The organism is Nocardiopsis sediminis (assembly GCF_042650565.1).
Classification (GTDB): domain Bacteria; phylum Actinomycetota; class Actinomycetes; order Streptosporangiales; family Streptosporangiaceae; genus Nocardiopsis_B; species Nocardiopsis_B sediminis.
Genome location: NZ_JBHSBH010000003.1, coordinates 508,802 through 522,173, shown reverse-complemented (window position 1 = coordinate 522,173; position 13,372 = coordinate 508,802). Strand labels below are relative to the sequence as shown.

The 13,372-nt window shown below is 73.7% G+C and carries 12 protein-coding genes; 4 read left to right on the top strand and 8 right to left on the bottom strand.

What is annotated here, in order from left to right:
* Positions 1 to 72: 72 nt before the first annotated feature.
* Positions 73 to 549 (bottom strand): nitroreductase family deazaflavin-dependent oxidoreductase, encoded by a 477-nt coding sequence (locus ACFOVU_RS03675; protein ID WP_378529836.1) that lies wholly within the window; start codon positions 547 to 549, stop codon positions 73 to 75.
* Between the two features lie 518 nt (positions 550 to 1,067).
* On the opposite strand from ACFOVU_RS03675, the gene ACFOVU_RS03670 reads away from it, so the two are divergent.
* From ACFOVU_RS03670 to ACFOVU_RS03660, 3 genes are read left to right on the top strand one after another with little or no spacing between them, the layout of a single operon-like run.
* Positions 1,068 to 2,888 carry a substrate-binding and VWA domain-containing protein gene (locus ACFOVU_RS03670; protein WP_378529835.1) on the top strand — a complete coding sequence of 607 codons (1,821 nt, stop codon included), beginning with the start codon at positions 1,068 to 1,070 and terminating at the stop codon, positions 2,886 to 2,888.
* 46 nt (positions 2,889 to 2,934) lie between these two features.
* Entirely contained in the window at positions 2,935 to 3,183 is a 249-nt protein-coding gene (locus tag ACFOVU_RS03665; RefSeq protein ID WP_378529834.1) for a hypothetical protein, read from the top strand.
* A 27-nt stretch (positions 3,184 to 3,210) separates the two neighbouring features.
* The gene (locus tag ACFOVU_RS03660) at positions 3,211 to 3,807 is read left to right on the top strand and encodes a DUF3592 domain-containing protein (RefSeq protein WP_378529833.1); all 597 of its coding nucleotides are present in this window, start codon (positions 3,211 to 3,213) and stop codon (positions 3,805 to 3,807) included.
* Positions 3,808 to 3,833: 26 nt separating this feature from the next.
* Here the strand turns inward: ACFOVU_RS03660 and ACFOVU_RS03655 are convergent, their stop codons facing one another.
* The 6 genes from ACFOVU_RS03655 to ACFOVU_RS03630 form a co-directional block, all read right to left on the bottom strand.
* Positions 3,834 to 5,063 carry a cytochrome P450 gene (locus ACFOVU_RS03655; RefSeq protein WP_378529832.1) on the bottom strand — a complete coding sequence of 410 codons (1,230 nt, stop codon included), beginning with the start codon at positions 5,061 to 5,063 and terminating at the stop codon, positions 3,834 to 3,836.
* Positions 5,060 to 6,691, bottom strand: a complete 1,632-nt coding sequence (locus ACFOVU_RS03650; RefSeq protein ID WP_378529831.1) for an acyl-CoA synthetase — start codon at positions 6,689 to 6,691, stop codon at positions 5,060 to 5,062. The genes ACFOVU_RS03655 and ACFOVU_RS03650 overlap by 4 nt, the downstream gene beginning before the upstream one ends.
* A gap of 73 nt (positions 6,692 to 6,764) precedes the next feature.
* Positions 6,765 to 7,922, bottom strand: coding sequence for a thiolase domain-containing protein (locus tag ACFOVU_RS03645; protein WP_378529830.1), 1,158 nt, complete (start codon positions 7,920 to 7,922; stop codon positions 6,765 to 6,767).
* 39 nt (positions 7,923 to 7,961) lie between these two features.
* Positions 7,962 to 9,086 (bottom strand): lipid-transfer protein, encoded by a 1,125-nt coding sequence (locus ACFOVU_RS03640; protein ID WP_378529829.1) that lies wholly within the window; start codon positions 9,084 to 9,086, stop codon positions 7,962 to 7,964.
* Positions 9,083 to 10,015, bottom strand: a complete 933-nt coding sequence (locus tag ACFOVU_RS03635; RefSeq protein ID WP_378529828.1) for a Zn-ribbon domain-containing OB-fold protein — start codon at positions 10,013 to 10,015, stop codon at positions 9,083 to 9,085. The genes ACFOVU_RS03640 and ACFOVU_RS03635 overlap by 4 nt, the downstream gene beginning before the upstream one ends.
* Positions 10,005 to 11,567, bottom strand: a complete 1,563-nt coding sequence (locus tag ACFOVU_RS03630) for an acyl-CoA synthetase (protein WP_378529827.1) — start codon at positions 11,565 to 11,567, stop codon at positions 10,005 to 10,007. The genes ACFOVU_RS03635 and ACFOVU_RS03630 overlap by 11 nt, the downstream gene beginning before the upstream one ends.
* Before the next feature lie 148 nt (positions 11,568 to 11,715).
* On the opposite strand from ACFOVU_RS03630, the gene ACFOVU_RS03625 reads away from it, so the two are divergent.
* The gene (locus tag ACFOVU_RS03625) at positions 11,716 to 12,528 is read left to right on the top strand and encodes a crotonase/enoyl-CoA hydratase family protein (protein ID WP_378529826.1); all 813 of its coding nucleotides are present in this window, start codon (positions 11,716 to 11,718) and stop codon (positions 12,526 to 12,528) included.
* Between the two features lie 24 nt (positions 12,529 to 12,552).
* Here ACFOVU_RS03625 and ACFOVU_RS03620 read toward each other — a convergent pair.
* Positions 12,553 to 13,372, bottom strand: an 820-nt coding sequence (locus ACFOVU_RS03620) for a hypothetical protein (RefSeq protein ID WP_378529825.1), incomplete at its 5' end; no start/stop codon positions are given.

Sequence of the window (13,372 nt, the reverse complement as noted above, 5' to 3'; positions counted from 1 at the left end):
GAATACAAGGGCCCGGGGACCATCGGTCCCCGGGCCCTTCCTGTTCCCGGGAGAGCTGCGGCGCGTTCCGGCTCAGGCGGGGTCGCAGATCACGACGGGGATGGTGCGGTCGGTCCACGACTGGTAGTCGGCGAAGCCCGGGTGGAACCCGACCAGCCGGGGCCACAGCCCGTCGCGCTCGTCGTCGGTGGCGACCCGGGCGCGCATGCGCCGCAGCAGGCGGCCGGTCTGCACCACGACGATGGGGTCGTCGAGGATGTTGCGGAACCACATCGGGTGCCGCGGCAGGCCGCCCTGGGAGGCCACGAACACCACGCGGTCGCCGTCGGGCAGGAACAGCAGCGGGACGGTGCGCCGCCGTCCGCTCTTGCGCCCGCGGGTCGTCAGCAGGCAGACGGACTCCCCCTTGGGGAAGAGCCGGTGCCACCGCAGGCGGCCGGTGACGACACCGTCGGTGGCGCGGTAGGCGACCGCGTCGACGCGCGATACCGCCTTCAGGATCCGGGCGGTGAGCGGGGAGTCGAGCTGCCGCGGCCGGGGAGAGGGCATGGGGGGTCTCCTCGTGAGTGGGGGACCCACGACGCTACGGCCGATGACCCCGCCATGGGAACAGTGGCGGCCCGGCCGGAGGCGTCCGCTACCGGACTCTTCCCCGTCCGCGCGGCCCGGTGCGTCCGGGAAGGCCGACGGCGGGCCCGGACGCCCGTGAGGACGTTCGAACCCGCCGATCACCCGGGGACCGAAGCGCGCCCTGCCCGGCCCCCCAATCGCGCAGCCGGTGCGCACCCCGTATGTGCGCGGTCCGACCGTGGTTCCACCGTAGGTTCCCGGCCGTGGCGCGGGCATCGGCCGCCCGGCCGATTCCGCACTACGTCGGAAGGCGGTGCCGGGCTCATCCCCTCGACGTAGGCGCGTCATCGCGGCCGTGTCTCCCGCTCAGTCTGCGGGGGCGCGGTGCGTGTCCGGCTCCGGACTTTCCGCGGAAACGTGACCCCTACGCGACCAGGGGACCCTACGCTCCGGTGGATGAAGCGGGTCACACGGGAGCGAAGGCGGCGACGCGGAACATGGACTACAGCACCCGGCCGGCGCGGCGCCGTGTCCTGCCCTACGTCATCGTCGGCCTCGTCGCGGTCCTGGTGATCGCCCTGGTGCGCTGGGTGTCCATCGGGGCGCCGCTCCCGTTCTCCGCCGCGTCCCGCTGCGGGGACGACGCCGTCACGCTGCGTGTCGCCTCCTCACCCGAGAAGGCCGGGCTGATGCGCGCGCTGGCCGAGGACTACAGCGGCACCGAGATCGACGCGGGCTGCGTCGAGGTGGAGATCATCGAGCAGGCGTCGGGCGCGACCATGGAGGCGCTGGTCGGCGAGTGGGACGAGGCGGAACTCGGCCCCGAGCCCGACGTCTGGAGCCCGGCGAGCTCCAGCTGGCTCCAGCTGGCCCGCGACCGCATGGTGGCCGCGGACCGCGAGGGCGTGCTCCCCGACGAAGCCCCCTCGATCGCCAACTCCCCACTGGTCATCGCGATGCCGCGGCCCATGGCCGAGACCCTGGGCTGGCCTGATGAGCCGCTGGGCTGGCACGACGTCCTCGAACTCGCCGAGAACGACGAAGGCTGGGCCGCCCAGGGCCGCGCGGAGTGGGGCGAGTTCCGGCTCGGCAAGACCAACCCCAACTACTCCACCTCCGGGCTGCACGCCACGATCGGCGCCTACTTCGCCGCCACCGGGCTCACCTCCGACCTCACCGCCGGCGACATCGACTCCTCGGAGACCCGCGGGTTCGTCAGCGGGGTCGAGCGCTCGATCGTCCACTACGGCGACACCACGCTGACGTTCCTGTCCAACCTCCAGCGCGCCGACGACGAGGGCCGCGGCCTGTCCTACATCTCCGCCGTGGCCGTGGAGGAGATGTCGGTGCTGCACTACAACGAGGGCAACCCCACCGGCGACCCCGCCACCGCGGGCGAGCACGAACCGCCGGAGGTCCCGCTGGTGGCCGTCTACCCCGAAGAGGGGACGGTGATCTCCGACCACCCCTACGCGGTCCTGGATTCCGCGTCGGCGGACGCGCGGGCCGCCGCCGACTCCTTCCGCGAGTACCTGCTCGGCGACGGCGCCCAGCAGGCGTTCCAGGACAACGGGTTCCGCGACCACGAGGGCACCCCGGGCGCCGACGCGGTCGCCGAGAACGGGGTGCTGCCAGAGGAGCCGGGCCGGCTGCTGACCCCGCCCTCCTCCGGCGCGCTCGACGCGATGCTCGACAACTGGGCCGAGCTGCGCAAGCCCGCCAACGTGCTGCTGGTCATGGACACCTCGGGCTCGATGGAGGAGTCGGTCGCGGGCACCGGGCAGAACAAGCTCGGGCTGGCCAAGGAGGCCGCGATCCAGTCGCTCGGGCAGTTCGGCGACCGCGACCACCTCGGGCTGTGGATGTTCAGCACCGAGCTGGAGGGCACGCAGGACTGGCGCGAGCTGGTCCCGCTCGGCCCCATGGACGGCGACGTCGACGGCACCGAGCGGACCGAGGCGCTCACCGAGGCGATCAACGGGCTGCCGCCCAGCGGCGGGACCGGCCTCTACGACACCGCGCTGGCCGCCCACGAGCAGGTCGGCGAGCGGCCGCGCGACGGCGCGATCAACGCGGTCGTCTTCCTCACCGACGGCCGCAACGAGGACACCGACGGCATCTCGCTGGACACCCTGCTGGAGTCGCTGGAGGGCGAGTCCGGTGAGGAGACCGTGCGCATGTTCACCATCGGCTACGGCGACGACTCCGACATGGAGACCATGACGACCATCGCCGAGGCCACCAACGCGGCGGCCTACGACGCCTCCGACCCCGAGAGCATCGACGAGATCTTCGAAGCGGTGATCTCGAACTTCTAGCCCCGGTTCAGGCGGGATACGTGGGTGAGACGGGAGGACGTCCGGGGTGAAGGGCTTGGCGTGGCGGCGGTTCGCCGACCCGTGGTGGCTGCTGGCGGGGGCGATCGCGGGCGGGCTGGCCTGGGCGGTCGGGCTCCCGCTGCCCGCCTCCGCCGGCATCGGCCTGATCATCTGGCTCACGGCGATCGTGGTGGTCGGGTACGTGTTCGGCGAACTGCGCTCCGCGCCCGCTCCCGGAGACGGCGATGCGCCGGCTCCGGAGGACGGCTCCGCGCCCCCGGGTTCGCCGCGCTGACCGGCGCGATGGGCGACGGGGCCACCGATGCCGAACTCGGCGCGCTGGGGGGAGCCTGCTCAGCGGCCGGAGGGCGTCGGCTACGGTGTGGCCATTGCCGAACAGAAGGTCGCCGAGGCGCTGGGGATCGGTGCGCCACCCGAGCACTTCCGGTCGGCCCAGCAGTGCCCGCACACGCTCGGAACGGACGACACCGTGGTGGACTACTACCCGTTGCTGCCCATCGGAGCAGGGCTGGTCATGCTCGCCCTGCTCCTGCGCCACCTGCGCTTCTCCTCCTTCCTCGCGCGCAAGGGGGTGCGGGCGGTCGGGGAGATCGTGGGCTACGCGGAGACCGCCACGACCTCCCGGATGATCGTCCGCTTCCGGACCTATGACGGCCGCGAGATCGAGGCCGCCCACACCAGCAGCACCGGGTGGACGGCTGCGCGCGCCGGGGACACCGTCACCGTCTCCTACCCGCCGGGACAGCCGGAGAAGGCGCGCGTCGTCCGGGCGCGCTGGCTCAGCAGCGGCATCGACCTCATGCTCGGCCTGCTGGGGGCCACCATGATCGCGATCGGCCTGCTGCTGGGCTACTTCGCCTGGGACGGCTTCTGGCCCGGCGGCGAGCCGGCGCGCTGACCCCCCGGCGCGGCCCCGGGGGCGCGTCAGGCGTAGTGGACCGGCAGGCGCTTGACCCCGTTGATCCACGAGGACCGGAACCGGGTGGGCTCGCCCGCGCGGCGGATGTCGGGCAGGTGGTCGGCGATGGCGTCGAAGATCAGCCGGATCTCCAGGCGCGCCAGGTTCGCGCCGAGGCAGTAGTGCGCCCCGGTGCCGCCGAACCCGAGGTGGGGGTTGGGGTCGCGGGTGATATCGAAGGTGAACGGGGAGTCGAAGACCTCCTCGTCGAAGTTGGCGGAGCTGTAGTAGAGGCCGACCCGCTCGCCGCGGCGGATCGGCTGCCCGCCCAGCTCGGTGTCGGCGAGCGCGGTCCGCTGGAAGGCGATGACCGGGGTGGCCCAGCGCACGATCTCGTCGGCGGCGGTCGGGGGGCGTTCGCTGCGGTACAGCTCCCACTGCTCGGGGTGGTCCAGGAACGCCGTCATGCCGTGTGTGATGGCGTTGCGGGTGGTCTCGTTGCCGGCCACGGTCAGCAGGATCACGAAGAACCCGAACTCGTCGTCGGTCAGCCCGCGGCCCTCGACGTCGGCCTGCACCAGTTTGGAGACGATGTCGTCGCGCGGTGCGGCCCGCCGGTCGCCCGCGAGGGCCATCGAGTAGCCGAGGATCTCGGCGGCGGCCACCGCGGGATCAACGGCGTACTCGGGGTCCTCGTAGCCCAGCATCTCGTTGGACCAGGCGAACAGGCGCTCCCGGTCCTGCGGTTCCACCCCGATGAGGTCGGCGATGGCCTGGAGCGGCAGCCGCGTCGCGACGTCGGCGACGAAGTCGCCGTCGCCGCGGTCCACCGCCTCCATGGCAATGCGCTGCGCCCGCTCCCGCAGCGCCTCCTCCAGGCGCCCGATGGCACGGGGGGTGAAGCCGCGCTGCACGATCTTGCGGAGCTTGGTGTGCTCGGGCGGGTCGATGTTGATGAGCAGGTTGTGGCGCTGGAGCTCCACGGCGTCGGCTTCGATGCCCGGGTAGTAGCGGATGAGGGCGGTGTTGGCGTGGGTGGAGTAGAGGTCGGCGTTGACCGACGCCTCCCGGACGTGGTCGTGGCGGGAGAGGATCCACAGGCCGCCGTCGTCGAAGCCCACGTCGGAGGGTTGCGGGTTCCAGTGCACGGGCCGCGTCCCGCGCAGCCGGGCGAACTCCTCGTGCGGGATGCGCGCGGCGATGAGGTCGGGGTCGGTGAAGTCGAATCCGTCGGGCACCGGTGGTGGTGCGGTCATGTCGTACCTCCCTGGGGCGTGCGTTCGGGCGTTCCGGTGTGAGGGGGCCGCTCCCCTGAGGCGACTCGCTTGGCCCACCGGTAGTCGGCCTTGCCGCTGGGCGAGCGCCGCACCTCACCGACGAAGGTGTACTGGCGGGGCGCCTTGTAGCCGGCGATGCGGCCGCGCACGTGGGCGTCCAGGCCGGGGGTGCTCAGGCCGGTCCCGGAGACGACCGCCGCCACGCGCTGCCCGAAGCGGGCATCGTCCACCCCGACCACTACGGCGTCGGTGACCCCGGGGTGGCCTTTGAGGACGGACTCGACCTCTTCGGGGTAGACCTTCTCGCCGCCGGTGTTGACACACACCGACCCGCGCCCGTGCACGGCGACCGTGCCGTCGGCCTCCACGGTGGCCATGTCCCCGGTGAGCGTGTAGCGCACACCGCCGACCTCGACGAACGTCGCCGCGGACTTTTCCGGGTCCTTGTAGTAGCCCACCGGTGTGCGCCCGGCCCGCGCCACCTGGCCGATCTCGCCCGACCCTGGGGCGACGGGGCGCAGCCGGGCGTCCAGGACGGTGATGCGGTCCTCGTCGAAGCGGTAGCGCAGCCCGGTCTCGGGGGTCGCCCCGTCCACGCCCCACGCGACCAGGCCGGTCTCGGTGGAGCCGTAGTTGTCCATGATGATCCGGTGCGGGAGCGCCTTCTCCAGCCGCGCGCGCACCGATCCCGACAGGATGGCCCCGGTGGAGCTGACCACCACGAGCGAGGAGACGTCGTAGTCGCCGGCCGCCAGTTCGTCGGCGAGCGGTGCGGCCATGGCGTCGCCGACGATGTTGATGGTCATCACGCGTTCGCGCTCGACCGTGCGCAGCACGTCGGCGGCGTCGAACCGGCGCACCAGCACCAGCGGCCCGGCCCCCCAGAAGGTGATGAAGGAGGCCAGCTGCGCGGCGCCGTGCATCAGCGGGGCGACCGGCATCATCACCGTTCCGGCGGTGGTCGCGGCCACCTTCTCCATGAGCGCCTCTGGGGTGGCGACAGGGGTGCCGCCGGGGTTGCCGCCGCCGTGCCCGGCGAAGAACAGGTCCTCCTGGCGCCACATGACGCCCTTGGGCATGCCGGTGGTGCCGCCGGTGTAGATGATGTAGAGGTCGTCGCCGGAGCGCTCCGGGAACCCGCGGCCGGGCGGCTGGGCGGCCAGCGCCGCCTCGTACTCGGCGGTGGTCACGGTCTCCGCCGGCAGCGGGGGGCCGCCCACCGACACCAGGTGGCGCAGGGTGGGGGCGGCGGGCAGGACGGCGGCGATGCGGTCGGCGAACTCGGTGTCGTAGACCAGGGCGGCGAGGTCGGCGTCGGCGTAGAGGTAGGCGAGTTCGTCGCTGACGTAGCGGTAGTTGACGTTGACCGGCACCGCCCGGATCTTCAGCGCGGCGAGCAGCGACTCCACATAGGGCGCCCCGTTGTACATCTGCATGCCCACGTGGTCGCCGGGGCCGATCCCCGACGCGGCCAGGTGGTGGGCCAGCCGGTTGGCGCGGGCGTCGAGTTCGGCGTAGGTGCGGCGTTCGCCGCCGCAGGCGAGGGCGGGGTGGTCGCCGACCCTGTCGGCGACGCCCTCGAACAGGTCCGCGAAGTTGAAGTGCATCTTGGGCCTCCCGGGGGTTGGGGAGCCGCCGGGTGGACGCGGCCGCGCCGGGCGCATGCGTCCACGGAGCGGGTCACGGGGGTTCCGATCCGACGATCCACATGGCGAAGAACTGCGACCCCGCCCCGTAGGCGTGGCCGAGTGCGGTGCGCGCGCCGTCGACCTGGTGCCCGCCTGCGGCCCCCCTGACCTGCTGGGCGGCCTCGGCGAAGCGGATGAGCCCGGACGCGCCGATCGGGTTGGAGGACAGCACCCCGCCCGAGGCGTTCCAGGGGATGTCGCCGTCGGCCGCGGTGGCGCCGGCCTCGGTGAGCCGCCACCCCTCGCCCGGCCCGGCGAAGCCGAGGTTCTCCAGCCACATCGGCTCGTACCAGCTGAACGGCACGTAGACCTCGGCGGTGTCGATCTCGCGGCGGGGGTCGGTGACACCGGCCTGGGCGTAGACGTCGGCCGCGCAGTCGCGGCCCGCGCGGGGGTCGACCGCGTCGCGCCCGGCGAAGGAGATGGGTTCGCTGCGCATCGCCGTCCCGCGGATCCAGGCGGGTGTCCCCCGCGCGGAGCGGGCGGCCTCCGCACTCGCGATGACCATCGCGCACGCGCCGTCGGAGGAGGGGCAGGTGTCGAGGTAGCGGATGGGCTCCCACAGCATGGGCGAGGCGGCCACCGTCTCCGCGGTGATGCCGGGGATCCGCAGGTGGGCGTAGGGGTTGCGGAGCGCATTGCGCCGGTCCTTCGCGGCCACGACGTGCCCGATGTGCCCGGGCGCGCCGGCCCGTTCGATGTAGGAGCGGATGAACGGGGCGAAGTAGCCGCCCGCCCCCACCACCAGCGACGTGGAGAACGGCTGGCCGACGGTCAGCGCCCAGGTGGCGTTGGACTCCGACTGCTTCTCCCAGGCCACCACCAGCACCCGGTCGAACACGCCGCTGCGCACGTGCCCGGCGCCGACGATGGCGGTCGACCCGCCGACCGACCCGGCGGTGTGCACCCGCAGCAGCGGCTTGCCGCGCGCGCCCAGCGCGTCGGCCAGGTAGAGGTCGGGCATCACCACGCCCTCGAACAGGTCGGGCGCCTTGCCGAGGACAACGGCGTCGATGTCGCCGAAGGCCAGGCCGGCGTCCTCCAGCGCGCGCAGCGCCGCCTCGCGCACCAGCCCCGCGATCGACACGTCCCCGCGCCGCGACCGGTACCGCGTCTGCCCGACCCCGATCACCGCCGCAGCCCTACCCATGGGCCCTCCCCTTCCGCACCGCCGGCGCTCTTCGGATCGTCATGGGGCCGCCTCCAGGACGGCGACCAGGTTGTGCTGGAGGCACGGGCCCTGTGCGGCGTGGGCGACGCCGCGCGCGGCCGTCCCCTCCGCGATGCGCCGGGCGACCTCCCCGATGCGGATCAGGCCGGTGGCCATGACGGGGTCGGCCCCCAGCGGGCCGCCCGAGGGGTTCACGTCGACGCCGTCGCCGAGCCCCAGCGCGGCGCGCAGCAGGATCTCCTCGTGGGCGAACCGGGCGTGCAGTTCGGCGACGTCGACCGGGCCCTTGCCGACGCCCGCCGCGGCGGCGGCCAGCTCGGCGGACTCGGCGCGGGTGAGGTCGCGGGCGCCGGGCGCGTGGGCGTCGATGCGGTGCTCCAGGCCGCGGATCCACACCGGGCGCACCCCGCGGCGGGCGGCGATGCGGAGCGCGGTATCGCCCGTGGCCAGCAGGACGGCGGCGGCGCCGTCGCAGGGCGGGGCGATCCCGGCGGGCCGCAGCGGGTGCACCACGGCGTCCTGGGCGAGCACCGCATCGGGGTCCGGTGCGGATCCCGCGGCGCGGTCCTCCCCCGCGGCCACAGCGGGGTTGGCCAGCGCCGCGGTGCGCGAGCGCGCCGCCACCTCGGCGAGGCCGCGCTCGGCCACCCGCCCGGTGTCCAGCAGCGCCTGCGCCTGGAGGGCGGCCAGCGAGACCGCGTCGAGGCCCAGCGGCGCGAGGTAGTAGGGGTCGAGCTGGCGGCCGAGGATCTCCGCGATATCGCCCTGGGTGGCCTTGCCGAACCCGTAGACCAGCGCGCAGTCGACGTCGCCGTGCCGGAGCACGAGCCACGCCTCGTACAGCGCCCACGCCGCGTCCATCTCCACGTGGCTCTCGCTGATCGGCGGCCAGGCGCCCAGGGCGTCGAGCGCGCTGACGAAGGAGAACGGGGCCCCGGCGAGGTAGTCGAGGCTGCCCGAGACGGTGAACCCGATGTCGCCGCGGCCGGCCCCGGTCTGGTGCAGCACAGCGGCGACGACCTCGCGGACCAGCGCCAGTTCGGACACGCCGGCGTCGGCGGACCGGTGCGCGGTCTGCGCGAACCCCACGATCGCGACGCCGCCGAGGTCCGGCAGGCCGCCGTTCGGAGAGGACGCGGTCATCGGCCGGCTCCTTCCGCTCGCCCTTCCTCGGGCACGAACGACGCGATGCTGGGGCGGGTGCGGGTCCGCTCCTCAGGGGGCAGCCAGGCGGCGCGCACCCGCATCCCGGCGCGGACCTCGCGGACGTCGACCCCGGTGATCAGGGCGAGCAGGTCGGTGTCGGCGCCGTCGAGCCGGACGTAGCCGGTGACGAAGGGGACCTCGGGCGCGCGCGGGTCGGGGACGTGGTTGACGGAGAAGGTGACAAGCGTCCCGGTGCCGGGAAGCTCGACCGTCGCTGCGGCCGGGCTGCCGTCGGTGGGATCGAAGTCGCGCAGCGGGACGTAGACGGTGCCGTGGCGCGAGCGCATGCCGAGGATGCGCCCCTCGACCTGCGCATCGAGGTAGCGGGTGAGCGCGTCATCGGCGCGGATCGTGTACTCCAGCCGCCCGGGCGCCGTGATGGCGGTGACCTCGGGGCGGAAGCAGGCGATGTCGGTGATGGAGCCCGAGCGCTCGGCGCGCAGCAGCGGGCGCACCCGCAGCCCGGAGGCCAGTTCACGCGGCGGCTTCGCCCCGGCGTCCGGGCCGAAGCTGATCGCGTGCAGGAGCGGGGTGTCGGCGCCGTCGAGCAGGACGAGCGCCCACGCGAAGGGGTGGTCGAGGGGGTGCGCGGCCCGCGGGGCGGGGACCCACGCCCACGCGGTCACCGTTGCGCCCGGCCCGACCTCGACGAACTCGGCGGTGACCGGCGAGCCGTCATGAGGGTCGTACTCGGTCGGCGGCACCAGGACCCGGCCCGAGGCGGTCCGCACCCCGACGATCCGGCCGTCGCGCAGCTCCGTGAGGAACCGGCCGATGACCGGCCCGGTGCTGCGGGTGTACCCGCCCGGGAACTCCACGACGTGCCGCCCGGACAGGGGTGCGCCGTTCACTCGCTCAGATGGCATGGGTCCGGCCCTCCCAGTAGGGATCCCTCAGGCGGCGCTTGATGAGTTTGCCGTTGGGCTCGCGCGGCATCTCCTCGATGAAGTCGATGCTGCGCGGCCACTTCATCCGCGACAGCCGGCCCTCCAGCGAGTCGAGCAGCCGGCGGGCGAGCTCCGGGCCGGGGGCGACGCCTTCGGCGGGTTCGACGATGGCCTTGACCTGCTCGCCCCAGTCGTCGTCGGGCACCCCGAAGACGGCGACGTCCATGACGTCGGGGTGGGCCATCAGCTCGTTCTCGATCTCGGCCGGGTAGATGTTGGCGCCGCCGGAGATGATGACGTCGGACGTGCGATCGCTGAGGTAGAGGTAGCCGTCGGCGTCGACGTGCCCCATGTCGCCCAGGGTGAAGAAGCCGCCGAGCCGCGCGGCCCGCGTCTTCTCCCGGTCGCCCTTGTACTCGAACGACGGACCGGCCATCTTCATGTAGACCGTGCCCGTGGTGCCGACGGGCACCTCGGCGCCGTCGTCGTCGGCGATGAGCAGCTCGGTGATGGGCCACGGGCGCCCCACCGACCCCGGGTGGGTGCGCCAGTCGTCGGGGCCGGCGATGGTGCCGCCGCCCTCGGTCGCCGCGTAGTACTCGTACACGCAGTCGCCCCACCACGCGACCATGGCCTCCTTGACGGCGGGCGGGCACGGCGCGGCGCCGTGGATCAGCCAGCGCATCGAGGAGACGTCGTAGCGCGCCCGCTCCTGCGCGGGCAGGCGCAGCATCCGCTTGAAGTGGGTGGGCACCATGTGCGTGCTGGTCACCCGGTAGGCGTCGACCAGGCGCAGGGTCTCCTCGGCGGTCCACCGGTCCATGTAGACGACGGTGTGGCCCATGTGCAGTGCCGTCGTGCTGAACTGCGTGACGGCGGTGTGGTAGGTGGGCGAGGTGACGAGGTGGGCGTGGCCGCGGCCCGCTTCGATGCCGAAGAACCCGAACAGCCCGGTGCCCAGTTCCGCGGCCATGTCGGGGTCCAGGCCGGTGAGGGCGCGCCGCACCCCTTTGGGCCTGCCGGTCGTGCCGGAGGTGTAGTGCATGGTCAGCCCGGCGGTGCGGTCCTCGGGGGTCACCGGCGGGTACCCGGCGATGAGGGCGTCCAGGTCGGTGAACCCGGGGATGGGGCGGCCCACGGCCACCCGCCCCTGCTCGGGCAGGCCGGCCGCGTCGGCGCCGCTGCGCCCCTCGTCCGCGAAGCGCTCGTGCACGAAGAGGGCCTTGGCGTCGCTGTCGGCGACGATGTGCCCGATCTCCGGGCCGGTCAGGTGCCAGTTGATCGGCGTGTAGTACAGCCCCGCCTGGAGTGCCGCGAGGTAGAGGGTGAGCCCCGCGGACCCGTTGGGTGTCAGCCCGCAGATGCCGTCGCCCGTCCGCAGCCCCAGGCCGCGCAGCGCGTGCACGAGGCGGTTGGCGCGGCCCAGGAGCGCGCCCGCCCGGTGTTCGGTGCCGTCGGGGTCGACGCAGGCGAGCCACTCCGGATCGGCCTGCGCGAGCTTCCAGAATCCGAGCACTGCCGCGTCGCTCACTGAGATCTCCCTCACATGGATGGACGCTCAAGCGTAAGTAGAGCACGTTCTCTTTTCAGTCCACAAGGAGTGTTCACCATTGGTTTTCGTGTCTAGAATTCGTTCTGATCAACAACTGTTAACGGTGTTCGCGAATCAGGAGGTCAATGTGGGTGAGCGGCTCGGCATCTCCACCCCGCACTGCGAGGTCCACCGCAGCGGTCACGTCGTCACGGTCACCATGAGCCGCCCCGAGGCGCGCAACGCGCTCTCCACCGACATGCTCGTCGGCCTCGCCGACGCCTTCGCCTACATCGACACCGAGCCCGGTGTGCGCGTCGGCATCCTCACCGGGGCCGGCGGGGTGTTCTGCGCGGGCGCCGACCTCAAGGCGATGGGCGAGCCCTCAGCGGATGCGCGCGTGCGGCAGCGGGCGGGCGAGATCGAGAACTACCACTGGAAGGGGCTGCTGCGTGAGGCGCGGCCGGGCAAGCCCCTGGTGTCGGCGGTCGAGGGGTACGCGGTGGCGGGCGGCACCGAGCTGATCGTGGGCACCGACATCCGCATCGCCGCCGAGGGCGCCACCTTCGGCCTGTTCGAGGCCAGGCGCGGCCTGTTCCCCATGGGCGGCTCCGCGATCCGGGTCCCCCGGCAGATCCCCTACACCCACGCGATGGAGGCGCTGCTGACCGGGCGCTCCTACACCGCTCAGGAGGCCGCCGCCATCGGGCTGGTCACGCGGGTGGTCCCCGACGGCCAGGCGCTGGACGCGGCACGGGGGGTCGCCGACGAGATCGCCGCCTGCGGCCCCTTGGCGGTCCAGGCGATCCTGCGCGTGCACCGTGAGACGGAGGGGCTGGCGGAGGCCGAGGCCCTGGCGGTCTCCGACCGCATCGGCTGGGAGGTCATGGCCTCGGCCGACGCCCGCGAGGGCGCACTCGCCTTCCGCGAGAAGCGCGCGGCCCGTTTCACCGGCGAGTGACGCACCCGATGCGGCGCACGCCGCTCAGGGCAGGGGCACCGGCTCCGTGGCCGAGCGGGCGGGGGTGAAGCGGATGAGCCGGTCGGGCAGGTGGCCGGTCAGCGCCGACCGGGTCACCACCCGCGTGCCCGCGATGAGGTCGAACAGCCCCGCCTGGTCGCGCCGGACCATGGCGCACGACCCGTGCAGCACCCAGACGGCCGGCGCCCACCACGGCAGGCCGGCGGCGACCAGCACCGCGACCGGCCCGTAGAGGAGCGCACCGCGCAGCGCGACCCGCCACCGCGCGGCCGGGTGCGGCGGCCCCTGACCGGCGAGCGCGACCCGCACGGCGGCGCGGCCGGGTGCGCCGCGGTCGGTGCGCAGGAGCGGGGCCAGCAGCCCGAAGACCGCCGCGAAGACGAGCAGCAGCGCCGCCCGCACCTGCCCGGCCTGGCCCGGTCCGGCGACGCCGGCGGCCACCGCGACCCCGGCCAGCAGCATGGCCGCGTACCACCACATCGCCAGGTCCAGGGTGTGCCCGAGGATCCGCCGGAGCAGCCCCGGGGGCATGAGGTCGGCGATCGCCCCGGGCCAGGCGCGCGGGAGCAGCGCCACGGCGGCGGCCCCCAGCGCCCAGCCCAGCGCCGCGCCGAGGCAGCCGAGGACGATGTCGCCGGTCGCCGCGACCCGGTAGGGGCAGGGGTAGGCGCCCAGCAGCGCGGAGCCCTGCACGAGCTCGATCGCCCCCGCCAGCACCGCGGCGACCGCGAGCGTCGACGGCAGGCCCCGGCGGTAGCGGTAGCGGGCGAGCAGGCCGACGGGGACGAACACCGCCGCCGCGACCGCGGCATCGGCGGGCCCC